General features: G+C 44.0%; 28 protein-coding genes and 1 riboswitch. Of the genes, 25 read left to right on the top strand and 3 right to left on the bottom strand.

The genetic code is table 11. The features are described 5' to 3' along the window. The first annotated feature begins 347 nt into the window (after positions 1-347). From GC102_RS02765 to GC102_RS02675, 19 genes are all read left to right on the top strand, one after another. Complete coding sequence (locus GC102_RS02765; RefSeq protein ID WP_171688134.1) at positions 348-1823, top strand: phospholipase D-like domain-containing protein; 1476 nt, start codon at positions 348-350, stop codon at positions 1821-1823. A gap of 156 nt (positions 1824-1979) precedes the next feature. Continuing rightward, the gene (locus GC102_RS02760) at positions 1980-2453 is read left to right on the top strand and encodes a MarR family winged helix-turn-helix transcriptional regulator (protein WP_171644142.1); all 474 of its coding nucleotides are present in this window, start codon (positions 1980-1982) and stop codon (positions 2451-2453) included. A 47-nt stretch (positions 2454-2500) separates the two neighbouring features. Next, positions 2501-3676 carry an ArsA family ATPase gene (locus GC102_RS02755; protein WP_171688133.1) on the top strand — a complete coding sequence of 392 codons (1176 nt, stop codon included), beginning with the start codon at positions 2501-2503 and terminating at the stop codon, positions 3674-3676. A gap of 21 nt (positions 3677-3697) precedes the next feature. Beyond that, complete coding sequence (locus GC102_RS02750) at positions 3698-3943, top strand: hypothetical protein (RefSeq protein ID WP_171688132.1); 246 nt, start codon at positions 3698-3700, stop codon at positions 3941-3943. Between the two features lie 54 nt (positions 3944-3997). Next, entirely contained in the window at positions 3998-4351 is a 354-nt protein-coding gene (locus tag GC102_RS02745; protein ID WP_171688131.1) for a DUF6463 family protein, read from the top strand. 82 nt (positions 4352-4433) lie between these two features. Continuing rightward, on the top strand, positions 4434-4979 hold the full coding sequence (locus tag GC102_RS02740; protein ID WP_171688564.1) for a DinB family protein: 546 nt from the start codon (positions 4434-4436) through the stop codon (positions 4977-4979). A 217-nt stretch (positions 4980-5196) separates the two neighbouring features. Then, positions 5197-5478, top strand: coding sequence for a late competence development ComFB family protein (locus GC102_RS02735; RefSeq protein ID WP_171688130.1), 282 nt, complete (start codon positions 5197-5199; stop codon positions 5476-5478). A gap of 141 nt (positions 5479-5619) precedes the next feature. Next, on the top strand, positions 5620-6990 hold the full coding sequence (locus GC102_RS02730) for an ABC transporter substrate-binding protein (protein WP_246320707.1): 1371 nt from the start codon (positions 5620-5622) through the stop codon (positions 6988-6990). Positions 6991-7055: 65 nt separating this feature from the next. Further along, positions 7056-7937 carry a carbohydrate ABC transporter permease gene (locus GC102_RS02725; RefSeq protein ID WP_171688129.1) on the top strand — a complete coding sequence of 294 codons (882 nt, stop codon included), beginning with the start codon at positions 7056-7058 and terminating at the stop codon, positions 7935-7937. Continuing rightward, entirely contained in the window at positions 7938-8768 is an 831-nt protein-coding gene (locus tag GC102_RS02720) for a carbohydrate ABC transporter permease (protein ID WP_171688128.1), read from the top strand. Beyond that, the gene (locus GC102_RS02715; protein ID WP_171688127.1) at positions 8768-9976 is read left to right on the top strand and encodes a trans-sulfuration enzyme family protein; all 1209 of its coding nucleotides are present in this window, start codon (positions 8768-8770) and stop codon (positions 9974-9976) included. Before GC102_RS02720 ends, GC102_RS02715 begins: the two co-directional genes overlap by 1 nt. Next, positions 9942-11129: a GntR family transcriptional regulator gene (locus tag GC102_RS02710; protein ID WP_246320706.1), complete on the top strand. Its 1188-nt coding sequence runs from the start codon at positions 9942-9944 to the stop codon at positions 11127-11129. The genes GC102_RS02715 and GC102_RS02710 overlap by 35 nt, the downstream gene beginning before the upstream one ends. Positions 11130-11159: 30 nt before the next feature. Beyond that, a complete protein-coding gene (locus tag GC102_RS02705) occupies positions 11160-11942 on the top strand; it encodes a phytanoyl-CoA dioxygenase family protein (protein WP_171688126.1) in 783 nt (260 codons plus the stop codon). A gap of 219 nt (positions 11943-12161) precedes the next feature. After that, a complete protein-coding gene (locus GC102_RS02700) occupies positions 12162-12920 on the top strand; it encodes a class I SAM-dependent methyltransferase (protein WP_171688125.1) in 759 nt (252 codons plus the stop codon). Positions 12921-13049: 129 nt separating this feature from the next. Then, positions 13050-14240, top strand: coding sequence for an alanyl-tRNA editing protein (locus GC102_RS02695; RefSeq protein ID WP_171688124.1), 1191 nt, complete (start codon positions 13050-13052; stop codon positions 14238-14240). Positions 14241-14410: 170 nt separating this feature from the next. After that, positions 14411-14491: riboswitch (cyclic di-GMP riboswitch) on the top strand. A 161-nt stretch (positions 14492-14652) separates the two neighbouring features. After that, positions 14653-14736, top strand: a complete 84-nt coding sequence (locus GC102_RS40510; RefSeq protein ID WP_367618672.1) for a putative holin-like toxin — start codon at positions 14653-14655, stop codon at positions 14734-14736. A gap of 245 nt (positions 14737-14981) precedes the next feature. Continuing rightward, the gene (locus tag GC102_RS02685) at positions 14982-15944 is read left to right on the top strand and encodes a S8 family peptidase (RefSeq protein WP_171688123.1); all 963 of its coding nucleotides are present in this window, start codon (positions 14982-14984) and stop codon (positions 15942-15944) included. 78 nt (positions 15945-16022) lie between these two features. Beyond that, positions 16023-16187 carry a YozQ family protein gene (locus tag GC102_RS02680; RefSeq protein ID WP_171688122.1) on the top strand — a complete coding sequence of 55 codons (165 nt, stop codon included), beginning with the start codon at positions 16023-16025 and terminating at the stop codon, positions 16185-16187. Positions 16188-16276: 89 nt separating this feature from the next. Next, a complete protein-coding gene (locus tag GC102_RS02675; RefSeq protein WP_171688121.1) occupies positions 16277-16681 on the top strand; it encodes a DUF7002 family protein in 405 nt (134 codons plus the stop codon). Positions 16682-16703: 22 nt separating this feature from the next. Here GC102_RS02675 and GC102_RS02670 read toward each other — a convergent pair whose 3' ends face one another. Further along, entirely contained in the window at positions 16704-17270 is a 567-nt protein-coding gene (locus GC102_RS02670) for a CGNR zinc finger domain-containing protein (RefSeq protein ID WP_171688120.1), read from the bottom strand. A gap of 154 nt (positions 17271-17424) precedes the next feature. On the opposite strand from GC102_RS02670, the gene GC102_RS02665 reads away from it, so the two are divergent. Further along, on the top strand, positions 17425-17922 hold the full coding sequence (locus GC102_RS02665) for a DinB family protein (RefSeq protein ID WP_171688119.1): 498 nt from the start codon (positions 17425-17427) through the stop codon (positions 17920-17922). 132 nt (positions 17923-18054) lie between these two features. Here the strand turns inward: GC102_RS02665 and GC102_RS02660 are convergent, their stop codons facing one another. Next, positions 18055-19311: an ATP-binding protein gene (locus GC102_RS02660; protein ID WP_171688118.1), complete on the bottom strand. Its 1257-nt coding sequence runs from the start codon at positions 19309-19311 to the stop codon at positions 18055-18057. 225 nt (positions 19312-19536) lie between these two features. Here GC102_RS02660 and GC102_RS02655 point away from each other — a divergent pair, with 225 nt between their 5' ends. Genes GC102_RS02655 through GC102_RS40505 form a run of 4 tightly spaced genes read left to right on the top strand, consistent with a single transcriptional unit; the run spans position 19537 to position 23780 of the window. Then, positions 19537-21249 carry a spore germination protein gene (locus tag GC102_RS02655; RefSeq protein WP_376769347.1) on the top strand — a complete coding sequence of 571 codons (1713 nt, stop codon included), beginning with the start codon at positions 19537-19539 and terminating at the stop codon, positions 21247-21249. Beyond that, positions 21197-22318, top strand: a complete 1122-nt coding sequence (locus tag GC102_RS02650; protein ID WP_171688117.1) for a GerAB/ArcD/ProY family transporter — start codon at positions 21197-21199, stop codon at positions 22316-22318. Before GC102_RS02655 ends, GC102_RS02650 begins: the two co-directional genes overlap by 53 nt. Beyond that, entirely contained in the window at positions 22290-23513 is a 1224-nt protein-coding gene (locus tag GC102_RS02645; protein WP_312883146.1) for a Ger(x)C family spore germination protein, read from the top strand. Before GC102_RS02650 ends, GC102_RS02645 begins: the two co-directional genes overlap by 29 nt. Before the next feature lie 24 nt (positions 23514-23537). Then, complete coding sequence (locus tag GC102_RS40505) at positions 23538-23780, top strand: CLC_0170 family protein (RefSeq protein WP_376769343.1); 243 nt, start codon at positions 23538-23540, stop codon at positions 23778-23780. A 93-nt stretch (positions 23781-23873) separates the two neighbouring features. Here GC102_RS40505 and fabF read toward each other — a convergent pair whose 3' ends face one another. Further along, on the bottom strand, positions 23874-25109 hold the full coding sequence (fabF, locus tag GC102_RS02640; protein WP_171688116.1) for a beta-ketoacyl-ACP synthase II: 1236 nt from the start codon (positions 25107-25109) through the stop codon (positions 23874-23876). A gap of 118 nt (positions 25110-25227) precedes the next feature. On the opposite strand from fabF, the gene GC102_RS02635 reads away from it, so the two are divergent. After that, positions 25228-26082, top strand: coding sequence for a helix-turn-helix transcriptional regulator (locus GC102_RS02635; RefSeq protein ID WP_171688115.1), 855 nt, complete (start codon positions 25228-25230; stop codon positions 26080-26082). Positions 26083-26159 lie beyond the last annotated feature (77 nt).

Genomic DNA, 26159 nt, shown 5'->3' with positions numbered 1-26159 from the left:
ACTGGTAAATATGTATATCCCAAAACAGAAACTTTCTTTAAACCATTTGGTCAAATCCTAGCGTTGTTGGTAGTGATGGAAGCAATTATTTTTGAACTCGTGCAGTTAGTATTTTTATTGTTAATTAACTCTCTTAGGAAATCAAGAAATCAAAGATTTTGATACGGATACCGCTTAATTCCTTAAACAGGAAATAAGCGGTTTTTTATTCATCAGTAAAACTACTTTCCAATAGTTAGTATGCAATTTGTTGCGTATGTGAATCATAAGAAAAAGCTTTGTTGTGAAAGTTTTTGGATGTTTCTTACTATATGTTGTGCTTTGAATATAATTTAGGGGGTTATTTCATGGGGTTTATTGGACTTTACGCTTTGAATACAATCTTTATGTTAATCGTAGCGATCCGTGAAGTACGTCGTCCGGAAAAAGCTTTGAATTGGCTAGCTATAGGTCTGATATTTCCTGTTCTTGGATACGTCATATATCTCATCATTGCCAATCCAATTCATTTTCGTAAAGAGAGACTCACTTCTCCGAACAATGTGTCAGATCCATTGCCTGATTCTTTCAGTCCTGCTTCCTCCATCATCGCTCAATCTGTCAGTCAGTTGACGGTGCATGGACTTAGGAGTGGCCGAGTTCAATTGCTTACGAACGGCATAGAAACTTATGATAAACTTATCGCATCTCTACAGAATGCGCAAAGCACCGTGGAAGTGGAGTATTACACATATCGGGATGACCAGATTGGCAAACGAATTACGGATATCCTGATTGAACGAGCCGAAGCTGGCGTGAAGATCCGTTTCATTAGAGACGGATGGGGGAGTAAACAATTTCCTAAACATGTGATCAGTCGGATGATAGATGCCGGAATAGAATGCCGGACGATATTTCCATTGAGTTTTCCTTGGATACCCACTTTGACTTATCGGGATCATTGTAAGATTGTCGTCATCGATGGGATCGAAGCTTTCACAGGTGGTATCAACGTAGGGGATGAGTATACAGGATTAAAGCCTGACGTAGGCTTTTGGCGTGATACTCATATGCGATTAGTCGGAGAAGTTGCAAATGATCTGCGGACAATATTCGATGTCCATTGGAATATTGCTTCGAAGGAAAAGATTCCGCAAAAGACTAAACAGGGTATAAGAAATAGATCAAAGCAAATCATTCCAACTGCCAAAGTTTCACTTTCCGGATGGTCGGAAGAATGGGGTGCGGAATTGGATGCGGGCGTTGATCCCGTTTCTGGCACAGAGTCGCTGCACTATGCATACATGCAAACGTTAGAGAGTAATCCTGGAATTCCTACTGAAGTCATCCGGCAGGCTTTCTTCATTTGTCTGACACAAGCGACTAAGTCCATAGATATTACCACACCTTACTTTGTGCCCGAATCAGATATCATAATGGCGTTGAAGGCAGCCGTTGCACGCGGTGTACGTGTAAGATTGCTGGTTCCACGTCATGTTACTCCCAAAATCGTGGGACCTGCGAGCCGTACCTATTATGGAGAATTGATTGAAACAGGAGTTCAAATTTATATGTATGAGAAAGACATACTTCATGCAAAGGTAATGATCATTGATGAAGAAATGGCTGGCGTAGGTTCTGCGAATTACGATATGCGAAGTTTTCGTTTAAATTTCGAGGTCATTGAACTCTTATACAGTGCCGATGTGGGACGGGAACTCACGGAGCAATTCGAGCGTGATCTACTTGATTCCGTACCATTGCAAATGGAAGAATTGATACAACGCTCCTATCCACAGCGCATAATCGAGCAAACAGCACGCCTATTTTCCCCATTGTTATAAAACTTATATTCGAAATGACACCAACGAGCAGGACGCCATGGCGACCTGCTTTTTTGATCTGTTCAATGTAACAGTTGACATTACTACGATTGCGTAGTAATTTAAAGATAGGAAAATTACGATATCGTAGTTTATTGTAAGAAGAAAGGAATGTTCATGCAGCAGCTGTTTGAGCTTATTTTCAAAAATGGACTTCGTCCACTTAGTATGTTTCCTGATACGACCTACCTGGAACTGCAGCTCACGAGTTCTGATTTTTCAACATTGTTGTTGCTGAAATTTCATGGTCAGCTGACAATGTCCCAAATGGCAGATCACTTGGGTGCGCCTCTTAGCACAGTGACCAGTATTGCCAAGCGGCTTGTTCGAAAAGGCTACATCTATAGAGAGAAATCGCAGCAAGACCAGCGAATTATTGTTAATCGATTGACGGAAGATGGGGAACTGATAGCCGAAGAGGCGCTTGGTACGATGAATGTCATGTTTGGGCGTATTGAAAATGCCTTGACGGCTGAGGAACTTCAGCAATTTATTCATCTGTCGTTGAAAGTGGCTAAAGCTTTACAACAAAATGCAGAGTCTGCCGGACCTTCGAAATCGACGCAGACGAGAACGATCGAAATCGATTAATTTTTTTATGCAATTACTACGAAATCGTACTAATGGAGGTGCTAAGCTTGCGCATTATTATTTACACAGGTAAAGGCGGAGTGGGAAAAACCAGTATCGCCGCAGCAACAGCTTACCGAATGGCAGCCGAAGGTAAGCGAACAATCGTTATAAGTACGGATGCTGCCCACAGCTTATCGGATTCGCTCGGTATTCCGCTGCAGCATGAACCCATATTAATTCATGAGCGATTGTGGGCGCAAGAAATCGATAGCTTAAGGGAAACACAGCGGTATTGGGGGAGTGTTCGTAATTGGTTTTCGAACTTTATGCAGTGGGCTAACCTAGATGATATCGGATCTGAAGAGCTTATGGTGTTTCCAGGGTTTGAAGAATTATTTAGCCTCTTGAGAATTAAAGAGCATGCCGAAAGTGGACTGTATGATGCAATCATTGTGGATTGTGCACCGACTGGAGAAACACTTCGCTTGCTTAGCTATCCCCAGCTCCTTCGTTGGTGGGTGAGAAATATATTTCCTTTCGAGCGTAAAATTCTCAAGTTAGCACGCCCGATTCTGAAAGTGACCAAGGGCTTAGAACTGCCTAACGACGATGTCATGGACAGCTTCAGCCAAGTGGTCGATCAATTGGAAAAGCTGCAGCAAGTGATTGCCGATCCCGAAATTACTAGCATACGTCTTGTCGTTAATCCGGAGAAAATGGTAATTTCCGAAGCGCGGAGAGCCTTTACTAACCTCAACTTATACGGGTTTCACACCGATGCGGTCATTGTTAATAAAGTGCTTTCCGAAGAAGCATCTGAAGGGTATTTTGCACAGTGGAAACAGATACAGAACAAGTACGAAGATGAAATTATCCAATGCTTTAGTCCTTTGCCGATCTTGAAAGTTCCTCTAATGCCTCTTGAGGTTGTTGGGAAAGAGATGCTTGAGCGCGTTGCAGCAGCGGCTTTCCACGAACGGGAATGCGGAGCGATTCTACACAGAGGCATCATAGAGGAAGTGAAGAAAACAGAAGGAGGATATGAACTCCGCATCTCGCTGCCATTTACCGAAAAGAAGCAGCTCCAATTAAATCAAAAAGGCGATGAATTGACACTACAGGTGGGCAGCTACAGACGGATTGTTGCACTGCCGAGGGTCTTGATGGGGCGACAGGTGGAAGCTGCACGTCTTGCAGACGGCATACTTACCATACATTTCGGTCCGAACGAAGAATCGTAAATAGAAAGGAAGAGATGGTTCATGAGCATCCGCACAAACATGCAGGATTTAGAAAACATTGCGCTCCTCTTCGAGGATATTAAAAACATCGCTGTGGCAAGACTCGTTCCAGAGGCAGCAAGAGCACATTTTCGACAAGCGGAAAAAGAAGCCTTATTAGGAGTCAAATCTCTGCTTGATGCGGCTATTGACCGGTTGGAAGAAGATGATTCCATGAAACAAGTGAACGATAGTAATCATTTGAAACAGATTCCTGTTGAGGATTAAAGCTATGCTTACGTTAGATAGTTTTACAAGAACGAAACTTTAGGGAGGTGCAGCGTGGCCATACAGAAGCATAGCGGATGGATGATGGAGTGGACTTCTTATATTCATAATGCTGTCGGTTTGATATTATGTTGGAAACCGCTCAACGATATGGTGAAAGCGGGTGTATGGAATTCCGTTGATCAGTCATTCGACAGGATGGCAGCTATCTGGTTTTTATTTTTTGGTGTTTTGTTGTGGATTATTGGACGAATGATGCGTTGGATGACCAAAGAGAAAGGCCTTGCTATTCCTCGCTTTGTAGGCTGGCATATACTCATTTTGTCTATCATAGGGGCAATAATAATGCCTATATCTGGTTTCTGGCTCGTCATTCCGCAAGGGCTTTATCTCATACGAAATTCTTAAACGCATAAACACTACTGACATACAGCTGTCAGTAGCGTTGTGTATACTTAAGGTACAAGATTCGAGAGGAGCTAATAATATGATGAAAACAGCCGAAACTTTGAAACGAATTGAGGAACTTACCCACCAATACTTAGATGAATTAAATCCTCTGAGCATAGAGCAACTGAAGCTTCAGTCAAATGAGAATGAATGGTCGCTTGGACAAGTGTACCTCCATCTCATCAAAACAGCTCTCTACATGCAGATTGGCAATATTGAGAAATGTCGAAGTCAGAGTGCAGATGCAGTCGATCCTGTTGGAGAAAAAACGGAAGCGGGAGCAACAGTCTTTGCGCTAGGCGGTTTTCCACCTGAACGTATTAGGGTTCCAGCATCTCCTCAATATACGCCCGAGCAGCCAGCTAGTAAGCAGCAGATCATCGATGGCATGCATGCCGTGCTCCAAAAATTGAAAGAAATCGAGCCTTTGCTTGAGGGCATATCTCCGAGATGTACCTCGTTGCATCCAAGATTAGGCGCACTTAACGCGAAAGAATGGTTTGCACTCATTGAGATGCATTATCGCCATCATCTTCTTCAGTTAGCGCGTTTGAAAGCAATCTTAAACAGCACGGAAACCGTATAACATCAGCAAAACGAGGGGGCTCCTTATAAGCTTCTCTCGTTTTTATTTTGAGAAGAGATGAAGTGCAATAAGGGTTCCATTTATGTCAACCTAACACTTACTAAACATATTCATGATTGAATATGAACATGAGACTTTGATCAAAGGTTGATGAATGAATCATAAAGTCGCTCTAGTTTAGTGAGATAAATGTTGGTATAGAGGAGTTTGAACAAGTATGGGATTAGTTAATGCAGTAGAAGCAATCGTTAGCAATTTGTATGAAGAGTTTCAAAAAAGCTATGATATCAAATGCGGTTGTCAGCATTGCAAAGAGGATATTCTTGCTCTAGTTTTAAATCGTATACCTCCCAAATACACATCGAGTGAAAAAGGTCAGCTGTACATCAAAACCCTCTATTTAAATCCACAACTGCAATCCGATGTCATGAGAGAGCTCATGCGAGCTGCTCTTATTGTTGAGCATAATCAAAACCATGTTGCTATTGAAGGGGTATAAAATAAAAGAAAATAAAACGCTGATGACATATAAGTGTCATTAGCGTTTTTTTATTTATTAAACAAAGCGGCAGCATTAAGACATATCTATTTAATTAAGACAATATAGTTGAATATGACTAAATTGAGGAGGGCGTTAGATATGGGGGCAGCTGTGGTCAAAGGGTGGACAACTTTGTTTGCTGGCGTTATGTTATTTGGTTCCTTAGCAGGGTGTAGTGGGAGTGGAAGCTCCGAGAATACGGCAACTCCAAGTGGAAATACGGCAGCGCCCAGTGAGAGCGCGAAGAGCACTGAGCCTCCGGTCAAGCAAGTAACGCTTCATATGATTGAAAGTTTAACGAGTCCGGAACGCACCAAACTGCTTCAAGATGCCATAGCTCGGTTTCAAAAGGACAATCCGAATATTAAAGTGGAGCTCATATCACCGCCATTTGATCAAGCGGACAATAAAATCAGAACAATGCTTGCCGCTAAGCAAGAACTCGATATTCTCGAGGTACGGGATCTTAACATTGCCGAGTATGTGAATAATGGTTATTTGGAACCATTGGATACCTACGCATCGAGTTGGGCGGATAGTAAAACTCTCTCTGGTACGTCCAAAGTTGTTGGCTCGAATAATGGCAAACTCTATTTTATCGCGAACGCTCTATATCAAAGACAAGTGTTTTACCGGAAAGATTGGTTCGACGCCAAGGGGCTTAGTGCACCGAAGACATGGGAAGAACTGGTCGATTCTGCCAAAAAGCTTACCGATCCGAAACAAAATCGGTATGGTTTCTCGTTCCGCGGAGGTCCGGGAGCTAACGGCAACTTCGACCATATGATTTATGATTATAACGATAAATTGATGAATCTCGACGATGCGCCTTTTACGAAGGACGGCAAGACGGTGTACAGCACACCTGAAGCAAAGCAGGCTTTGGAGCTGTACAAGAAGCTTTATAAAGAGGCGTCACCGCCGGATTCGATCAACTGGGGATTCCAGGATCAAGTTCAAGCCTTTACATCTGGGGTAACAGGCATTTTACTCCAGGATCCAGACGTTATCAAGGTGCTTCAGGATAAAATGGACCCCAAAACATTAGAAACGGCTGCGATGCCACTCGGTCCTAACGGCAAATCACTGGTCAGTACAGGAGCTGCAGGATGGGGCGTAACAGCGAATTCCAAAAGTAAGAACGAAGCTTGGAAATTAATTTCTTATCTCTCGAGCCCGAAAGAAAATACGGAATTTTCTAAGCAAATTGGCACGATACCGATTCATACATCGGCGACTGCCGATACGTTCTTCCAAACAGGCCCTTACAAGACACTGCTTGATATGACTGCAAAAGCAGATGTTTTCGTTAACTTTACACCGCCGTTCAAATATCCTGGCAACGGAAGCTGGGGAGAGCTGAGCATGAAAGGGCAGCAATCTTATTTACTCGATAAGAAATCGACTGACGATACGCTTAAGGAATGGGATAAATTTTGGTTAGATCAGAAAGCGGGAATGAAAAAATAAAGGAAGTAGTTGGAAGCGGCGGGCGGTCATCGCTTGCCGCTTTTTTCTTACCGGGGGGTGTTCATGTGAGTTCTCGACAAAAATTCATTCTCTCCAGCTTGCTGCCCGCACTGCTGCTTGTATTGATTTTTACATACTATCCCTTCTTCAAGGGAGTGGTGATGGCTTTTCAAAATTACAAGCTGTTCAATCTGAAGCAAGTACATTTTGTCGGCATGCAAAACTTTGTTGATGCGTTTCGAGACCATCAATTTCTTGCCGCATTGAAAAACAGTGCCTACTGGGTGTTTTTCTCCTTAATTTTGCAATTTCTCTTAGGGTTCATCCTAGCATTATTTTTAAACAAGAAGTTCTGGGGAAGAGGCGTGTACCAAGCCTTTATTTTTTATCCATGGGCATTATCGGGATTTCTGATCGGCCTTATTTGGAAGTGGCTGTTTAACTCACAAATCGGCGTCATCAACGATCTCTTATTGCGTCTTGGTATTATTGAAGATCGCATCGGGTTCTTGTCGGATCCGAAATGGGCGATGTCCTCCGTTATCGTCGCCAACGTATGGTACGGGATAGCCTTTTTTACCATCATGCTGCTGGCTGCACTGCAATCTATACCTTCGGAGCTGTACGAAGCTGCGAGTATCGATGGAGCGAACGGTTATCGAAAGCTGCTTTATGTGACGATTCCGTACATCATGCCGACCATCATCGCCACAACGCTGCTGCGGGTCATTTGGATCTTCAACGATCCTACACTCATTTACGGCATGACGAATGGCGGACCGGGAGGGGCGACCCACATTTTGTCCTCTTTGATGCTCAATAAAATTATTTATGACGGCGATTATGGGGCTGCATCGGCAGTCGGGGTCATTATGATCGTCATGTTGTTTTTGTACACTTTGTTTTATTTGATGGTTACTAAGTCGGAGAAAGTAGGTGACTTCTAAATGAAACGAAATTACGGGTATCGGATCATAAAAGTTGCCTTTCTATTCGTGTACTTAGTCATTATGGTGTTTCCGTTATACTGGATCGTCATCACCTCGTTAAAGCCGCAAAAGGAAATATTCAGTTATCCCGTCCATTACTGGCCAGAGCAGTTCACATTTCAAAATTATGTCAACATCTTCAAAGTATCTAAGTTCAACGTATATATTGCCAACAGTCTTCTCGTTTCGATATCCTCTGCGCTGATCGTAATCGTGATCGCCATATGCAGTGCTTATGTACTCGCTCGATTTCGGTTTCGCGGCCACAAACAAATCATGCTCGCATTCTTCGTCACGCAGATGCTTCCTGGATTCATAGCTCTGGCTCCGCTTTACATGATGATGTCAAACTTGCATCTGCTTAATCAGCGAATCTCATTGATCCTCATGTATACGGTCATCTTGATCCCGTTCTCCACGATTATGCTGCGAGGCTTTTTCCAGCGAATTCCTGCCAATCTGGAGGAAGCGGCAATGATCGACGGCTGTTCCCAGTTATCTGCCCTCATGCGAGTCATTATCCCGATCATGATGCCGGGCATTTCCTCGATGTTCATCTTTGCTTTCGTTCAGAACTGGAACGAGCTTTTCTTGGCCGTCATGTTTATCGATAACGAATCGTTAAAGACACTGCCGGTAGCGATGAATTCTTTTATCCTCAAATTTAATGTAGATTGGGGCTCTATGTCCGCCGGAACTGTGCTGTCTGTACTCCCGACGATACTTTTGTTTGCCCTAGCACAACGATTTATTGTAGAAGGATTAACCCAAGGGGCGGTGAAAGGGTAGTGAGCGCAAAGGAGAAGATTTATTCCATAGTGGCGCATGATGCGCACGATGATCGTCATCATGGCGCCATAAGTGTACCCATTTATCAGACGAGTTTATTTTCGTTCGATACGTACGAGCAACTCAACTTGGCAAGACTCGATGAGCAAGAAAACTTCGTGTATTCCAGAGGCAATAATCCTACGGTAAGGTACCTGGAGGACAAGCTCGCCCAGCTAGAGCAAGGGGAAAGGGCCAAGTGCTTTGCGTCCGGAATGGCGGCGATTTCGGCAGCGATTATGTCTATAGTGAAGCAGGGTGACCACGTCATTTGCACACATCAGGCGTACGGACCGACGCGAGAATTTCTAGGTGTCTACTTGCAAAAGTTTGGGGTCGAAACGACCTTTGTCGATGGCAGCTCATTGGAAAACTGGAAACGTGCGGTTCGACCGAATACCAAATTGCTGTATTTGGAGAGTCCGACTAGTATGATGTTCCAGCTCCAAGATATACGAAATTGTGCGGCGTTGGCACAAAGTATAGGAGCACAAACGATTCTCGATAATTCGTGGGCGACGCCTTGTCATCAAAATCCGCTCATGATGGGGGTTAGCCTCGTCGTCCATTCGATCACGAAGTACATTTCCGGGCATAGCGATTGCGTGGGGGGCGTTGTGGTTGGCTCCCATAGATTCATGGACCCACTGATGTCAACGGAATATATGTTGTTCGGCGGCATCATGACGCCACAGACAGCGGGTTTGGTTACGCGGGGGCTCCGCACACTGCCAATGCGGATGCAGCGTCATGAAACGAGCGGGCTGAAGGTCGCCGAATATTTAGGCAGGCAAAATTATGTGAGGAAAGTAAACCATCCGGGGTTAACAAACCATCCTCAGTATGAGCTGGCTCGTACGCAAATGTCAGGGTACAGCAGTTTATTTTCGTTCGAATCCCTTGAGTCGGTTGCCAAATTAAGGGCTTGGGCGGACCGTCTGCAGTATTTCCGGATTGGAGCCAGCTGGGGTGGATTCGAAAGTTTAATCAACGTAAATGCCTTAAATAACAATGATCAGCAAACAGGTTCGCTTGTTCGACTCTATATAGGTTCCGAGGATCCGGATGATTTAATTCGGGATATGGAAGAAGCATGGCGATGTGTCACACTGAGCCCTTCTGAGGGGGAGATATATGAGCAGAATGCGGGTATCAGCCAGGACGGATGAACGACAACCGCTATACTTGCAGATCCAAGAGCATTTTAAACAGTTGATCCAATTAGGCGCTATGGAGGAAAACGACAAATTTCCAACGGAAAAGCAGTTGATGGAGCAATTCGGAGTCAGTCGGATGACGGTTTCCAATGCGCTTACACAGCTGGCGAAAGACGGATGGATTTACCGAATACCGGGTAGAGGAAGCTTCGTTAGTCCAGAATCCCGTACACAAGCAGATGAGAGCCTGGAGATCAAGCACTTTGACGCTTCGGATGTGAAGGCGCATGATGAGCGTGCTTCCTCCCGCAAAATGATCGGCTTCGTTCTACCCTTACTGGAGGATTTCTTTGCTATTCGACTTTTAAAAGGAATCAATTCCGTGTTAGAGAACACCAATTATTATGTGTCGATTGTGCTAACTCACAATAACAAGGAACGGGAAAAGGAAGCCATTCAGGAGCTGATTAAGAATGGGGCCGTCGGACTTATTATTTTTCCGATTGATGCGGAAACCTACAACGAAGAAATCTTGGTACTGAAACTGCGGAAATTTCCGTTCGTGCTCATTGATCGCTACTTGCCAGGCTTTGATACCCATTGTGTCTGTTCGGATAATTGGATGAGTGCTCAATTGGCGGTTAACCATCTGTGGGAGCTAGGACATCGGAACATCGCCATTTGCTCCGATATTCCGATCAGCACGGTGACTGTCGACGAACGGATTCGCGGTTATATGGAAGCACTGAAACAAAAAGGTTCGATGATTAACCCAGCTTTAATTGTGACAGATTTTCAAGTGACGGATACGATCCCAACTGAAAAGCACCCGTTATATCATTATCTCAAATATCGCACAGCAACTGCGTTCATCACATTGAATTTGAAATTGGGCTTGAACATAACCAGTATGGCTAAAAAATTGGGAATAAATGTACCGCGCGACCTCTCAATTATAATGTACGATAATCCCTCATCCGAGCTAGATGGAAACCCTACATTCACTCATATAGACCAACATGAGCAGGAAATTGGTGCTAAATCGGCTGAACTTCTGCTTAAACTACTGAATTGCCAGGAGAGTGTGACAGAGCCAACTAAAGTGATCGTAAAATCGACCTTAGTGTTAGGAGAATCCACTAGAGAACTATTGGTTAAGAAATAATCATTTGTTTAAAAAAGGAGGAGCTTTACTATGAATCCTATTTCTAATCCAGGAGAATTTACGGAGCTCGATCGGTTTATGTTTGAATCATGGGGCTATCTGATTATTCCTAACGTACTCTCCGAAGATGAGGTGAAGGAATGTCTTGAAGCATCCATCCGCTTACACGAGTCAGAGGGTGCGAAAGGTTGGGCACAGGTGGGAAAAGGCTATGAAACGGAATCCGCTTTGGAGCGATTGATTGATCATCCCGCTGTATTGCCTAAAGTTAGGGCGCTTTACGGAGAGCGTTTCATTTTACAGTCAGCATGGTGTACCAAACAGCCAGCTTTCGGCGGCGTGGGGGGTTGGCATCAGGATGGGTCTGGGGCTTATGAATTTAGTAAACTCGGATATCCAATTCCGCTGATTCAGCTTCGAGCTTCTTTCTTATTGACGGACCAATCCATTCCTAGAACGGGGAATATGGAGATGATCCCAGGCAGCCATAGAAGCCAAGTACAGCTTCCGGGTGCGATTAGAACTGCTAAGGATGATGTTCCGATCGGTCATGTCATCTGTGCACCTTCGGGATCGGTACTATTTTTTCATAATGCCGTCTGGCATCGGACTTTCACTCATGATGGTGATTACGACCGATATACGATGCACTATATTTATAGTCCGCCTTGGGTTCGATGCTCAGATCGTTTCGAGAATAATCAAGAGTTCTTAGACCGCACAACTTCGACACGCCGTTATTTAATGGGACAATTTGCAAGACCGGATGCGCCCTTCGGAGCTAGCTATCCTGCCGAATTCGAGAAGGGTTGAAGTTGAGGAAAATGTTGAATGGCCGCGAATGTAGCGGTCGTTTTTTTGTGTTTTAGTGCTGTGTATTTGTTATGGACTTTTGTCAAATAATTGAATATGATATATATGTATATTATGAAACATTGTTTCATCAAGTGAAACGAAAATAGTTTCTTAACACATCAACAGTTGGCCGCTTCGTTTGTAGAAGGATATTTTATCTGATGGGAGAGGTATGAGATGAATAATAATAAAGAACGTTTTTCAAATCGCGTTGATACCTATGTGAAATTCCGCCCGAGTTATCCGAAAGAGGCTATTGATTATTTGTACGACGTCGTTGGTCTGCATGCAAATGCAGTAATTGCGGACATCGGCGCAGGGACAGGTATTTTTTCAAAGCTGCTATTACAAAGAGGGAGCCAAGTAATCGCTGTTGAACCGAATCAAGCGATGCGGGAAGCCGCTGAGCAAATGTTAAGTGGAGTTGCAAATTTTCGTATCGTAACGGGATCTGCTGAAGCGACTGGACTACCGAATGAGTCTGTCGACTTTATCGTTTGTGCCCAAGCGTTTCACTGGTTTGATCGCACGGCCGCACAAGCCGAATTCCATCGGATTCTGAAGCCTGGCGGGAGGGTACTATTGATCTGGAACTCGCGTCTGGAACATGGCAATACATTTAGAGAAGAGTACGACTTACTGCTTCGTACATTTGGAAGCGATTATGAAAAAGTTACTCATAAAAATATTTCGCAGGAAACGCTGGCGTCATTCTTCAAGAACGATAGTATGCAGCTAGAACGATTCGCTATTACTCAGGTTTTCGATTTTGAAGGTTTGAAGGGGAGGTTGATGTCATCTTCCTACATTCCCGTACCTGAGCACCCCAATTTTGCGCCGATGATGACGGAACTGCAGCATATATTTGAGCGGCATGTGCAAGATGGAAATGTGTTTTTCGACTATGAAACCGAGGTATATTGGGGAGAGGTTTAGTAAAACGCGTTTATCTTGGCAGACACCGGAAAAGAATTGCCTTGGTGGATCGAAAACAAGCACGTTGGTTAAGTGCTAAGTGATAAATGCCTTATTTCGTAATGGCTAGCAAGCAGAAAGGAAATCATCATGTCCATAAAACTATATTACAATTCCGCTTACGTAACCGAATGGCAAACAGACATACACCAAACTCTTGAAAGAGAAGATGGGTATTATGTCATCCTGAAGGAGACGGCTTTCTACCCACATGGAGGCGGACAGCCCTGCGATTTTGGGCATATTAACGGAATTCCTGTGCTTGATGTGATCAATGAAGAAGATGAAGTGCTGCACAAGGTAGCACGACTGCCCGATGAGAGCAAGGTGACTTGCCAGATCGATTGGAATAGAAGATTTGACCATATGCAGCAGCATAGTGGGCAGCATCTGCTTTCTGCGGTTTGCCGCGACCTCTATCAGGCTATGACGGTAAGCTTTCATTTGGGTAACGATTATGCCACTATCGACGTGGAGCAGCCAGAACTGACATTGAACCAGCTTGCTTCAATTGAGAACGAAGTAAACCGGCAAATTTACCTGAACAACAGTATTGTTAGTTATTTTATTACCGAAGAAGAAGTAGCTCAACTGCGGCTAGTTAAACAGCCCAAAGTAACGGATCATATTCGAATTGTCGAAATAAAAGGTGTAGAATACAACGCTTGCGGTGGGACACATGTCTCATCAACGGGTGAAATTGGCATGATTAAGCTGCTGAGAGCAGAAAAACAAAAGGGAAACACTCGGATTTACTTTTTGTGCGGATACCGCGCCTTGAAGGAATTTAATGAAAACCAGCGGATTTTGGGTGTCTTGTCCTCCAAATTCAAGACCGGTAAAGACGAGATTATCGACCGGATTGAGAAGTGGGAAAATGAACAGAAGCAGCTGCAGGCTGAACTGGTTGCTCTCAAAGAGAGAAACAATGCTTATGTTGCGCAGGAGCTGTTATCAAGTAGCGATGACAAACTGATAACAAGTGTTTTTGATGACAAGACGCTTAAAGATTTGCAAAGTCTGGCTGTGAAGCTAGCTTCACAAAGTGATACTCCAGTATTACTTGCTACTTCTGCGGAAAACAAAGTCATTCTTGCTAACAACAGTAGTTCTCCACTTTCTTGCGGAGCCTTCTTCAAAGAATATGTAGGAAAATACAATGGGAAAGGCGGAGGTAGCGATATCATCGCGCAGGCGGGATTCCAAACATGGGAGGAAGCCTTTGCTTTCTATGAGTTCACAAGACGGCAAGTTCATGAGAACTTAAGGGCGGAGACATAGCATACATTGCTTTCGAACTAGTCGAATGACGATTTTCTATGATCCGGTGTATTTCTTGATTAAGTTCGACAAATTAGTTGTATGCACTTACAATCCATAATGTGTCTAACTCCCTATATTCTTATATAATAATTAGGCATATAATAGATTTACAGTATATAGAAGTCTACCCACGATAATGGCAAAACCGTTTAAAGGCGGTGACGCAAAGCTAGAGGGGCTAAGGGAAACTATGCCAGCCAGCTATTAAATGAGGGTAGGCTTTTTCTGTCCCAAAAACATCCTTGGGTACTGTTAGTAGGGTGGTTTCGATCTTCACACGTTACTCTTTGTAGGCACTTTTGTTAGATACTAGGCCACCCGGATCTCCCTTTCGTAAGGAAGGAGGAGGGTAAAGGTGAAACCAGATGAAATGATAAAGTTGATTCTACAATTTGGGAGTTTCCTCTTGGCATTGTTAACTTTTATAGCCTTAATTATTGTTAGAATACACTAAAAAACCTACCCCTTCGCCGCTAAACGATCAGGTAGGTGTGTATGAACCATTAGCCCCAGGAGGTCCCAAAAGCCAATGTATCTAAAAAACAGGAGTGTTGGTAGCACTCTTGTTTTTTTTAGCAAAATACAACGATAAGTTAAAAATGTTCCCCCAAATAATAGCATAGAGATAACCCGTCGATCAACATCAAATTTGAATGAATCAAGCATTATTATTTTAATCCTAATTAGGAGGGAATAAAAATGGAGCGACAAGTTCATGTGATTCCGTTTCAAGTACTTGAGAAGATTGAACAGGTCAATGAAATTCCAACCGGCGTGGAAATGATTCAGGCCCCCAAAATCTGGGATCAAACCAAAGGGAAGGGGATAACAGTTGCCATACTGGATACCGGCTGTGATATCACCCACCCTGACTTAAAAGAACGAATAGTCGGCGGAATTAACTTTACGAATGATGATGAAGGCAAGACGGATGTATACAAGGATTACAATGGTCATGGAACACATGTTGCGGGAACAATAGCTGCGACCAAAAACAATAATGGCGTTGTCGGTGTAGCTCCTGAGGCTAATTTGCTTATTATTAAGGTTCTTGATAAACATGGGTCTGGTCAATACGAGTGGATAATTAATGGCATTAACTATGCGGTCGAACAAAAAGCGGATATTATCTCCATGTCTCTCGGCGGTCCAGAAAATCTTCCTGCGTTACACGAAGCCATTCAAAAAGCTGTAGCCTCCAACATTCTTGTGATTTGTGCGGCAGGTAATCAAGGCGATGGGGTTGATTCAACAGACGAGTTTGACTATCCAGGTTGTTATAACGAAGTCATTAGCGTAGGTGCGATTGACTTGGAGAGACACTCTTCCAATTTTTCGAATTCGAACAATGAAGTCGATCTAGTGGGCCCTGGAGAGAAAATTTTATCAACCTATTTAAACGGAACCTATGCAACATTAAGCGGAACTTCTATGGCAACTCCACATGTCGCGGGAGCAATGGCGCTAGTTAAAGTACTTGTGAATGCAAGCTTCGAGCGAAATCTCACAGAGCGTGAGCTGTATGCTCAATTAATAAAAAGAACCGTACCCCTAGGGAATTCTCCAAAACTTGAAGGAAATGGGCTTGTCTATTTAAATGTAATGGACGAGCTATCCGAAGTATTTAATCCCAAATTTGTTGCTAAATTACTGAGCCTATGATGAATAGCAAACCAAGAATAAGAATAGCCTGAAAGTACAAACTATATTGGATATAGCAGGCAAATGGAGGTGAGTGCGGTGAAAAATGATAAGGAATCTCGTGACAAACAATTAGAAGGCAGTTCACTTACGCATGAACAACTATCGGATGTGTATGCAGCTGGAACGAGTGACGGTATACACCAGCTTGCAGAGGGGAAGGTCAAAATAACGGACGAGCCTTTTGATTCAGGGCAAAAATAACAAAAAGCCTTGACCGCTTGCCGGTTAAGGCTTTAATAATGTAAAAAAGTAGGGGCGAACAACATGGTGAATGTTAGAGGAGCAAAACGATGAGTGATGCTTTTGTAACTACAATAACAAAAGCAAAAAGCAGAAAGCACTTATTCCATTTTACAAGAGTGAGGAATTTACCGGCTATTGCTCATCTCGACCAGCTATCCGAGCATTATTCCACAGTGAAGCTATCTAAATACGATTCAGGGAGCTCGCCGCGATTTCCAACTCGTTGTTCCTACAAGAAAAGCTTGGATATGTTTCTACCTTTAGATGAATTCATGATCGAATTGATTAACTTAGTGCCAACAAAGGCTTCCGAAATACGAGAGATATTAGTTGAAGGCCAAGTTACTAGTGTATCTAAGTATTTGCAATCCGTTTACGTCAATAAAAGTGAAGATGTACCTGAGAGCTGGAGGAGTTTGACGCAGCCTCTGGCAGATTTATGTGAAAGATGATACCTCAAAAAAGCAGTTGTCGTTAATGCTCATGTTTGTGCAAGTCGGAAGCTACTTTTTGTCGTGCGCGGAATCGGCGTACTTTCATTAGATTACCGCACAGCTTATCATCACAGTATCTTTTGGAGCGGTTGCGAGTATCGTCGTAATAAACCCATAAGCAGTTCGGATTATCGCAGATGCGTATCCGAGATGGTTCACCCTCAGCGATCAATTGTGCCATAGATGCTGCAATCTCAGCCTGAATATGGGACCACTGATGACCGATTGCATACAAATTTAATTGATAACGTTCACTGTTTCTTGCAAGTTGACGAATAACAGCCCCGTCAGCCATGACTTTGTTGAGGGCTTCTATATCTTCCTCACTAGGTGAGGAATTGGCTGCGAAATCCGTCACTATCCGATGGAGAAGCGTCCTTAACTGCTTCAGGGCAATGAATTCTTTAGGAGAAGGACGATGATCAACGGAAAGTTGGTGTTTCTCAACCCACTGATCCAACCATTCCGGTTGATCTAGGCGATCATCGATGGCTCCGTCTCCTCGCCAATCATGATGTAAGCTATTCAGGAAATCGTCCCAAAGCATAGATGTAACCCCGTTCTTTTTTTAAAACATTGTAACATCTTAAACTCGATTTTGCTAGTTACTTGACCTCCATAATATTCCATGGTACATTACAAATGTAACGCGTTAATCATATTTAGGTAGTTACAAAAGTGTGATCTAAGGAGGATATGAAATGAATAAAGTCGAGTTGTTGCTTCATGGATGGGATAGTTGCTATGAGAAGGAAGACTGGTATCCGCCACTAACTGATGCGCTTAAAGAGTTAACTCCAGAGCAAGCCAATTGGCGGCCTGAGGGCGAACATGTCAACTCGATCTGGGAAAATGTCCATCATCTGATTTTTTATAAAGAACGATTATTGAAAAGAATGACGGGTGAAGAATCCGATTATCCTGAGGAACTAACCAATGACGATACTTTTGCTGTGCTGTCAATGTCGACTAAGGATTGGCAAGAAACCTTGGATCGTTTGCAGTCCGTTCATCAGGGAATTCGTGATCGGATCGCAAGCTGGCAAGAGGAAGAATTCGAGTACATTTTCCCCAATCGATCACTATCCGTTGGCCGGTGGGTGAATAGCCTGATCATGCATGACGCTTATCACACGGGTCAGATCATGTTCATTCGTAAGCTGCAGGGGTCTTGGCCATCTCGTCGTTCTTTTGATTAGTGGGGTTACGAATATCTCTAAAGTTGGGAAATTGATTGAGTAGACGAAGCCATATTTTGGAACGAAAAAAAGACACCCCAGGTGTCTTTTTTCTTATTTTTCTCGAACTTTTAAAACTAATAAAGAGAATAGTCAGTTGGTTAAAGGTAAAGAGATAATGAATTCTGTTCCTTTTCCTAATGTACTTCGAACATTGACAGCACCGTTCATCGAACGGATTAATTGATAAGAAAATGTTAGGCCTACTCCTGTCCCTTTGCTTTTAGTTGAAAAATAAATGGTGCCAAGCCGCTCCAGCTGCTCGCTGCTCATGCCGACCCCATTATCATGTATGGTTATTTTTGCATAGAGTTGGGATTCGGGGGCCATACGAATGATGACTTTTCCTCTTGAGATATAAGAGCAAGCCTCAATAGCATTTTTTATAAAATTAATGAGTAGTTGTTTGATTTCATTTGGATTCGCAGAGATATAAAGTTCATGCCCCTCATTGTGTACTTCTAATGCGACGTTATTCATGTTAGCGTATGGTGTTATGACATCTATAACGGAGTTTAACTGCGGCACAAGATCCATTTGTTCATAAATTGGAATGCTAGGTTTAGCTATGGATAGATATTCAGAAAGGATGACTTCCGTCCGCTTCATCTCTTCAACACAAATATCAATATAATAGTGGGTCTTTTCTTTTGAGAGAGAATCATTACGGATTAATTTCAAGAATCCCATTACGGCTGTAAGTGGATTACGCACTTCATGGGCAAGGGAGGCGGCGACGTGAGCGATGGTTTCAACTTTTTCGTTTTGAAGATATTTCTGGAATAGCTGCTTATCTGAAACAGCCTTATTGAAAAGGGAAATCAATAACCAAATACCCAGGGAATTTTGTACGGGCATAACTAGGATATTAAACGTCAAGTTCTCGACTATATATTTACGTTCAGTTACAAGCATTACACAAATAGGTATAAAGGAAAAGCTTAATCCAGCTAGGAAAGTTATTAGGTTTCGGTACTCGGAGCGTCGGCGATATAAAATTGCTAACAGGATAGATAGGTTGAATGTAATCACAAGAATAATCATCGCTGAGAACAGTCCTTGTCCGCCAATTAGTACTCGGTACAATACAAACTCAACAAGCAATAGAAGTCCAGTAGTCATGCCGCCGTACACCATTCCGAAAAACATGATCACGTAACGGATGTCAAAAATGATTCCGTTCTGCACGCTAGAATGAAAGGTCATGGACATAAATAGGCAAATCATACACGTAAAATTGATAAACCGTTTTGAATAGTTTGCGGTTTTATCACGGTAGTAGATGTTATATAGAACAAACGGAGTTAGGGCGAATAGTAACTGCAGCAATACATCTTTTATATAAAGCATAATGGCCCCCTCGCCAGTTCGGAAATAATTTACCATACAGTTATTCGATATATCAGTGGAAACTTCCTCTTTGGGGTTAAGGTAGGAAAGGCTCTTCAGAACAGATTATCTATTCTCATGTATATTATTGGGAAAATGGATAAAAATACGGAGAAGGAAATGAAAGGGAATCCGGAAGAATAGAACATCTTGGGACTGTTTTCAGGAGGCGGTGTTAGCGTGGCTATGTGGCAATGGTATAAACGAAGGGCTATAAAAGTATCTCAAAGCCAGCAACCTCGCATGATTCCGCCAAAGGAGCCGCCTGCCCATCAGGTTTTGGATGAAAATGAAGAAGGGAAAATCACTCCAATTCTCGAAGAGACGATTTCCTTCGTTGATAAGATACTTGGTGAAAATGACGATTTTGTCATGCACCGGTTTCGTATATTTGATCAGTACCCAGCTGTGCTTTTGTATTTCTCAGACTTAATTGAGAAGCAGTATTTGAATGAGCATATTTTAAAACCGCTGATGTTATCGTCTACTAACAAGCAAGGGAAAGCGAAAAATAGCCGCCCCTTAAAGGATGTATTATTTGCAGATACGCTGTATGCCTGTGAAGGGAGAACAGAAGGACAGTTATCTGAGTTGATCCAAGCCGTTGTACAAGGAGAGACGGTTCTCGTAGTGGAAGGGTTGGAGGAAGCGCTGCTATTCAGTACACGAAATGTGGACAAGCGCTCAATCACGCAACCTGAAACTGAACAGGTCATCCGCGGAGCACGTGAAGGATTCATCGAAATGTTGGGCACGAACCTTTCTTTGCTTCGCTATCGCCTCCCGACACCGGATCTACGGGTAAAAACAATTAAGATAGGTCGTGTAACCAAATCTAAAGTAGCTATCTGTTACTTGGATGGGATTGTAAATCCCCAACTTGTTGAAGAGGTGTTCAGACGATTAGCGTTGATCGACATTGATGGCATTATTGACGTTGGATACTTGGAACAGTTTATTGAAGATAACCATCTATCCCCGTTCCCGCAAATTCAAAATACGGAACGCCCGGATAAAGCTGTCGCCAATCTTCTGGAAGGCAGGGTCATCCTGCTAGTCGACGGTTCCCCCTTTGCCCTCATATTGCCGACAGTGTTCAGTCAGTTTTACCAAACGGTCGAAGATTACTCGGAACGATTTCTACTGGTCAGCTTTATTCGGCTAGCGCGGCTGGTAGCTCTTGTTTTTTCGTTGATTTTCCCTTCGTTATATGTTGCTCTGATTTCTTTTAACCCGGAGCTTATACCAACAGAGTTTGCGGTAGCCGTTGCGGGTGGGAGAGCCGGAGTACCTTTTCCTTCTCTAATTGAAGTTCTGATCATGGAGGTTTCCATGGAGGTGCTGAGGGAAGCGACTCTGCGGCTGCCCCAGCAGGTTGGGGGAGCGCTATCGATTGTCGGTGTGCTAGTCGTCGGACAGGCCGCGGTTGCTGCTGGATTCATCAGTCCAATTACGGTCGTCATCATCGCCTTAACAACGATCGGTTCTTTTGCCACACCGGCGTACAACGCGGCGCTGGCGTTAAGGATGCTGCGCTTTCCGCTTGTGATTTTGGCTGGTATGTTTGGCTTGTACGGCGTGATGATCGGGCTTATCCTGATCGCCAACCACATGCTCTCATTAAAATCGTTCGGGGTGCCTTACTTGAGTCCGATTGTACCAGGGAATTTCCAAGGGATGAAGGATACATTGGCCCGGCTGCCACTCTGGTCCATGCCAAAGAGACCGGCACTCTTGCATACGCCGAATGATAGCCGTCTGGGTATGAAAACGAAGGAATTGAAGCATCCACCAAGCAATACCTTAGATCCATTGAAAGTAGGGAATACAAGGAGGGACATAGAAGATGGAGTATCCTCGTCAAGTAACGATGATTCAAGCAGCGATAATTCTAATTAGCACGATTATTGGTGTTGGTGTATTAGCGCTCTCGCTTTTTGCTGTTAGAGCTGCCGATTCGGGGGCGCCGCTCGTAACCTTTATAGGTATCTTAATCGGCTCCTTTGGGCTTTGGCTAGTTACCGTACTCGGCATGCGCTTTCCAACTCAAACGATTATTGAATACAGTGAAGTTCTGATCGGTAAATGGACGGCTCGGTTATTCAGCGTCTTAATCATCGTTTTCTTTTCCGTACTTACAGCACTCGCTTCGCGCGAATTCGGTGAAGTCGTAGTGACTTCCGTATTAACGAAAACGCCGCTGGAAGTGACTGTTATTGTGATGCTGTTGTTAGCTGCGGTTTCCTCGCGTGCTGATATGACAACCTTTACCTATTTCCATCATTTTTATTTCCCGCTTATAGTCTTCCCGCTTGTATTGATCGTCGTTCTATCGCTAAAAAATGCGCAAGGGGTCAATTTATTGCCCATATGGGGGAATGAACCGAGCGGCATGTCAAAAGGAATCCTTACCATGGCTGCCTTATTTCAAGGATCTTTCGTCATGACCATCGTAATTCCAGCTATGCGTAAACCGGATAGAGCGATGTTGGCAAGCTTAGTCGGCATGTTGATTTCGGGGGGACTCTACTTACTCATTGTAGTTGCTACAGTTGGCGTATTTGGAGCAGAGGAAATTAAAAATTTAGTTTGGCCTACCTTGGAATTAGCCAAAACCACATCATTGCCGGCTAACATCCTAGAGAGGTTGGATGGCGCCTTTCTTGCCGTTTGGGTCACAGCGGTATTTACGACATTGTTGTCAACCTATTACTTGGCCATTCACTTTTTAAGCCAACTGTTACATTTGCGCGATCACAAGCTGTTTTCATTTTTTCTGATTCCTTTCATCTATGTCATTGCCATGTTTCCCCAAAACCTGCTGCAGATGTATGGCATTATTCAAATTGTTGGTCGTTGGGGACTGGTCATCACAGTCTTCTATCCATTGGTTCTACTGATCGTAGCCCTTGTTCGCAAGAAAAAGAAGGGGAGTCGGGGTGATCAACGTGTGGCGAAAACGGATTAGCCGGGTTCTTGTTTTTCTATTGCTTTTACCCATGCTTACGGGATGCTGGGATCGTTTGGAAATCGAGGATCGAGCTGTTGTTTTAGCTATTGCTATCGATGAAGCCAAACCGCATGAAGCGAATGAAAGCAGCAATGCCACACAAATCCTTAAAGATCCAAACTCGAAAAAAGGATTAATACGAATCACCGTACAAATTGCCGTTCCGGGACGCATTCCCTTGGGGACGGGAGGTACTGGAGGAGTTCCAGCCGGGCAGAAACCCGTCTGGGTGCTGAGTAGCGTTGGGAGTACCATCAATGATTCTTTGATGAATCTGCAGCAGCAATTGGCGGATCGATTGTTTTTTGGTCATTTGCGTGTAATCGTAGTGTCAGAAGCAATGGCAAGGAAAGGTATCGAAAATGAGAAAGATTTCTTCCGTCGTCAGCCGCAGGTAAGAAGAACAGTTTGGATGGTTGTGTCCAAAGGGAAAGCTTCTGATATCATGAGAGCAACTCCCCAATTGGAGCGTGTTCCCACTTTATATCTAGTGGCCGCTTTAGATCATGCCAAGGAAATGGGGAAACTTCCCAATAATTTCCTGGGCGTTTTTTATAGTGCTAGTTCTGCTAAAGGACAGGAAGGGTCTCTCCCTTATCTGGATTTGAAGAAAGAATCTAATGTTGAAATCGCCGGCTTGGCTTATTTTAAAGGTGACAAAATGGAGGGAATCACGACACCTCTGCAAATCGGCCACTTTATGGCAATGAAGCAAATCAATCCTGGCGGATATAGCGTCATCACACATATACCAGGTTCAGAAACCTCTGTCATATTTCAATCTACCCATCGTAAAGCGAAAATTACTACAGAGATCATAAACGGTAAAATTCATGCCAAAGTTGTGAGTCAAATAGAAGGAGACTTACGGGAGAAATCGAATGAAAATTTGACGCTAACGAAAGAAACCATTAAAAAATTAGAACAATCCATTGAAAAGGACGGTAAAATAGGTTTTGAAAAATTGATTCGCCAGACCCAAAAGGATGGTTGCGACATCTTCGGTTTCGGGGAAGAAGTACGTGCTTTCCATCCTTCGTATTGGAATAAGGAAATCAAAACTAAGCAGAAGTGGGAAGAAATGTATCAAGAAATGTCCGTTGAGGTAAGTCTTCGTATAAATATGCGACGAATTGGCACAAAAACCAAATAATCCGTTACATCTTGGTTCCATGCTATGAGTTTTACGACCGCGGCTCGGGTGAGAAGGGGTTCGACAATGATTACATTTAACTATTACACGGTTTTGTTGTTACTAATTTCTGGGATCCTCATTTTATGTTTCGATGTTAGAATCTATGTGAAGACTGGTATGATCAAAGAAAAAAAAGGTGCCCTTATTACAGGGTGGCTCAGTATAGCCCTCGCTTTCCTTTCATTTTGCATCTACTATATTTATGAGAAATGGTTCTGGAATTAGACTTCCTGAACCATTCATAGAATAAACCTAATCCATTTAGCTTCGCTGAACGGATTAGGTTTATTTGGTTAAAGAGGAGATGGAAGAGATGGATTATTCCTGTTTTTTGAAAATGAGGACAGCGTTATGCCCGCCAAATCCGAATGAGCTGGACAAGCCATATCGAAGTTCGGCTCGTCTTGCAACGAGTGGAACGTAATCGAGATCACACTCGGGATCTGGATTTTCTAGATTAATAGTCGGTGGGATAAGACCGTCCTGTAAGGTTTTGATCAGCGCGACGGCTTCCACACCACCAGCTGCGCCGAGCATATGACCGAGCATAGACTTGTTTGCGCTGATAGGCACGTCATGCGCACCGCGACCAAGCAGCCGCTTAATGGCGAGTGTCTCAGAGAGATCGCCAGCGATCGTGCTCGTCGCGTGCGCGTTGATCGTGTCGATCTCCGCCGCGTCGATCCCGGCGTCAAATATCGCTTCGCGCATGGCTCGGTAAGCTCCCGAGCCTTCAGGATCGGGCGCCACGATGTGGTAGGCGTCCGAAGTCGATCCATAGCCGACGAGCTCGGCATGGATCCGCGCCCCCCGACGCTCGGCATGCTCGAGCGACTCCAGCACGAGTACGCCGGCGCCTTCGGCGGCGACGAAGCCGTCCCGCTCCGCGTCGAACGGGCGGCTGGCCTGCTCCGGCGCGTCACAGCGCGTCGACAGCGACGTCGCATTGCCGAAGCCAGCCAGCGCGAGGTCGGTGACCGTCGCTTCGGCGCCACCGGCAATGACGGCGTCTGCGCCTCCGCGCTGGATAAGCTTGAAAGCTTCGCCAATGGCGTTGTTGCCCGTGGCGCAAGCGGTTACTGGAGCTAGCGAGGGGCCCTTGGCTCCAAACAGGATACTGACCTGTGCCGCCGCCATATTGGCGATCATCATGGGTACAACGGTCGGACTCACGCGACCAGGTCCGCGGGTCAGTAAAGTACGATAATTGTCCAGAATCGTCTGAATACCGCCTATACCAGAGCCAATATAGACGCCGATACGTTCCTCATTCGTGGAATCAATGACCAATGCTGCATCATCAAGTGCCTGCTTGGCCGCGGCAACGGCAAATTGGCAGTATCGGTCCATCCGGCGTACATCTCGCCGACCAACAGCTGCTTCTGCATCGAAATTCCGAATCACACCAGCAAAATTGGTTTTATAATCGGTTACATCCATATGATCTATTTTGCTAATACCTGATTTACCATCCGTAAGATTCCCCCAGAACGTATCCACCTGATTCCCAATGGGTGTAATAACTCCCATCCCTGTCACAACTACACGTTTCATTTGTTATTCCTCCTAATGGTTATCTTTCCATTAGAATGTCACACTATTTATCCTATTACAAGTTACGGTTTATACTGGTATAATAGCTTCTATGATAAATGCGTAGGAGGATTATGGCGTGGATACAAAGGAACGGTTACAGGCGCTATCAGAGTTTTTAACTACTCATCGTGCTAGAATCCAACCCAGTGAAGCTGGGGTGCTGGGCGGAAGTCGTAGACGAACACCTGGCTTACGCAGAGAAGAAGTGGCGTCAATTGCAGGTGTCAGCACGACCTGGTATACCTGGTTAGAGCAAGGAAGAGATATCAAGATGTCCGTTCAAGTACTGGACCGTATCGCATTAGCTTTGCAGCTTAATGAGGATGAGCGCCAGTATCTCTTCATGCTGGCTCTCGAGCAGCCGGCACCGACCACATTTGTAGATCATATACCTACGGTCAGCCCAGCGTTAAGCAGAATCCTGACAGAGCTTCACGATTGCCCCACGATTATTTCAGATCGTAGATGTAATATTGTTGGATGGAATCAAGCAGCCGCGGCTATATTCCTAGATTTTGCGATGATCCCTATAGATCAAAGAAATATGATATGGCTGCTTTTTACACGTAAAGAGTTGAAGGCACTGGCTGTAAACTGGCATGATTTTGTAAAGGGATTCTTGGCGATGTTTCGATCTTATTACGGGCAATATGTGGGAGATAACTGGTACAGTGAGTTTATCGAGCAGATCAGTGAGCAGAGCCAGGATTTTAGGGCTTTTTGGAACCAAAGTGATGTGAGTTCAGCCCCCGAAGTGTTCATTGAATTCAGGCATGCCAAAGTGGGAAAGATGCTGTTCGATTTGACAACACTTCAAGTACAAGGACGTACCGATTTAAGATGCAGTGTGTATACACCTTCTCCCGGTTCGGATACCGATTCGAAAGTCAGACTTTTGATGAGCAAATTAGAAGATCAGGACCATGACTAATGTGTTATAACATTTTGAAAACATATCGCGATAACGGTTGTTCAATTGATGGGAGAATGGGACTGCGTCTAAAGTAA

This window comes from Paenibacillus germinis, assembly GCF_013141785.1.
Lineage (GTDB): Bacteria > Bacillota > Bacilli > Paenibacillales > NBRC-103111 > Paenibacillus_E > Paenibacillus_E phytorum.
The sequence above is the reverse complement of the archived record's forward strand: the minus strand, read 5'-3'. Positions and strand labels throughout refer to the sequence as shown.

Coding starts and splice junctions, on each gene's coding strand:
- GC102_RS02650 (WP_171688117.1), top strand. CDS start 21,197: ATGGAGTATCCTCGTCAAGTAACGATGATTCAAGCAGCGATAATTCTA.
- GC102_RS02765 (WP_171688134.1), top strand. CDS start 348: ATGGGGTTTATTGGACTTTACGCTTTGAATACAATCTTTATGTTAATC.
- GC102_RS02720 (WP_171688128.1), top strand. CDS start 7,938: ATGAAACGAAATTACGGGTATCGGATCATAAAAGTTGCCTTTCTATTC.
- GC102_RS02710 (WP_246320706.1), top strand. CDS start 9,942: ATGAGCAGAATGCGGGTATCAGCCAGGACGGATGAACGACAACCGCTA.
- GC102_RS02675 (WP_171688121.1), top strand. CDS start 16,277: ATGAGTGATGCTTTTGTAACTACAATAACAAAAGCAAAAAGCAGAAAG.
- GC102_RS02700 (WP_171688125.1), top strand. CDS start 12,162: ATGAATAATAATAAAGAACGTTTTTCAAATCGCGTTGATACCTATGTG.
- GC102_RS02760 (WP_171644142.1), top strand. CDS start 1,980: ATGCAGCAGCTGTTTGAGCTTATTTTCAAAAATGGACTTCGTCCACTT.
- fabF (WP_171688116.1), bottom strand. CDS start 25,109: ATGAAACGTGTAGTTGTGACAGGGATGGGAGTTATTACACCCATTGGG.
- GC102_RS02730 (WP_246320707.1), top strand. CDS start 5,620: ATGGGGGCAGCTGTGGTCAAAGGGTGGACAACTTTGTTTGCTGGCGTT.
- GC102_RS02665 (WP_171688119.1), top strand. CDS start 17,425: ATGAATAAAGTCGAGTTGTTGCTTCATGGATGGGATAGTTGCTATGAG.
- GC102_RS02705 (WP_171688126.1), top strand. CDS start 11,160: ATGAATCCTATTTCTAATCCAGGAGAATTTACGGAGCTCGATCGGTTT.
- GC102_RS02660 (WP_171688118.1), bottom strand. CDS start 19,311: ATGCTTTATATAAAAGATGTATTGCTGCAGTTACTATTCGCCCTAACT.
- GC102_RS02670 (WP_171688120.1), bottom strand. CDS start 17,270: ATGCTTTGGGACGATTTCCTGAATAGCTTACATCATGATTGGCGAGGA.
- GC102_RS02750 (WP_171688132.1), top strand. CDS start 3,698: ATGAGCATCCGCACAAACATGCAGGATTTAGAAAACATTGCGCTCCTC.
- GC102_RS40505 (WP_376769343.1), top strand. CDS start 23,538: ATGAGTTTTACGACCGCGGCTCGGGTGAGAAGGGGTTCGACAATGATT.
- GC102_RS02695 (WP_171688124.1), top strand. CDS start 13,050: ATGTCCATAAAACTATATTACAATTCCGCTTACGTAACCGAATGGCAA.
- GC102_RS02655 (WP_376769347.1), top strand. CDS start 19,537: ATGTGGCAATGGTATAAACGAAGGGCTATAAAAGTATCTCAAAGCCAG.
- GC102_RS02735 (WP_171688130.1), top strand. CDS start 5,197: ATGGGATTAGTTAATGCAGTAGAAGCAATCGTTAGCAATTTGTATGAA.
- GC102_RS02740 (WP_171688564.1), top strand. CDS start 4,434: ATGAAAACAGCCGAAACTTTGAAACGAATTGAGGAACTTACCCACCAA.
- GC102_RS02685 (WP_171688123.1), top strand. CDS start 14,982: ATGGAGCGACAAGTTCATGTGATTCCGTTTCAAGTACTTGAGAAGATT.
- GC102_RS40510 (WP_367618672.1), top strand. CDS start 14,653: ATGATAAAGTTGATTCTACAATTTGGGAGTTTCCTCTTGGCATTGTTA.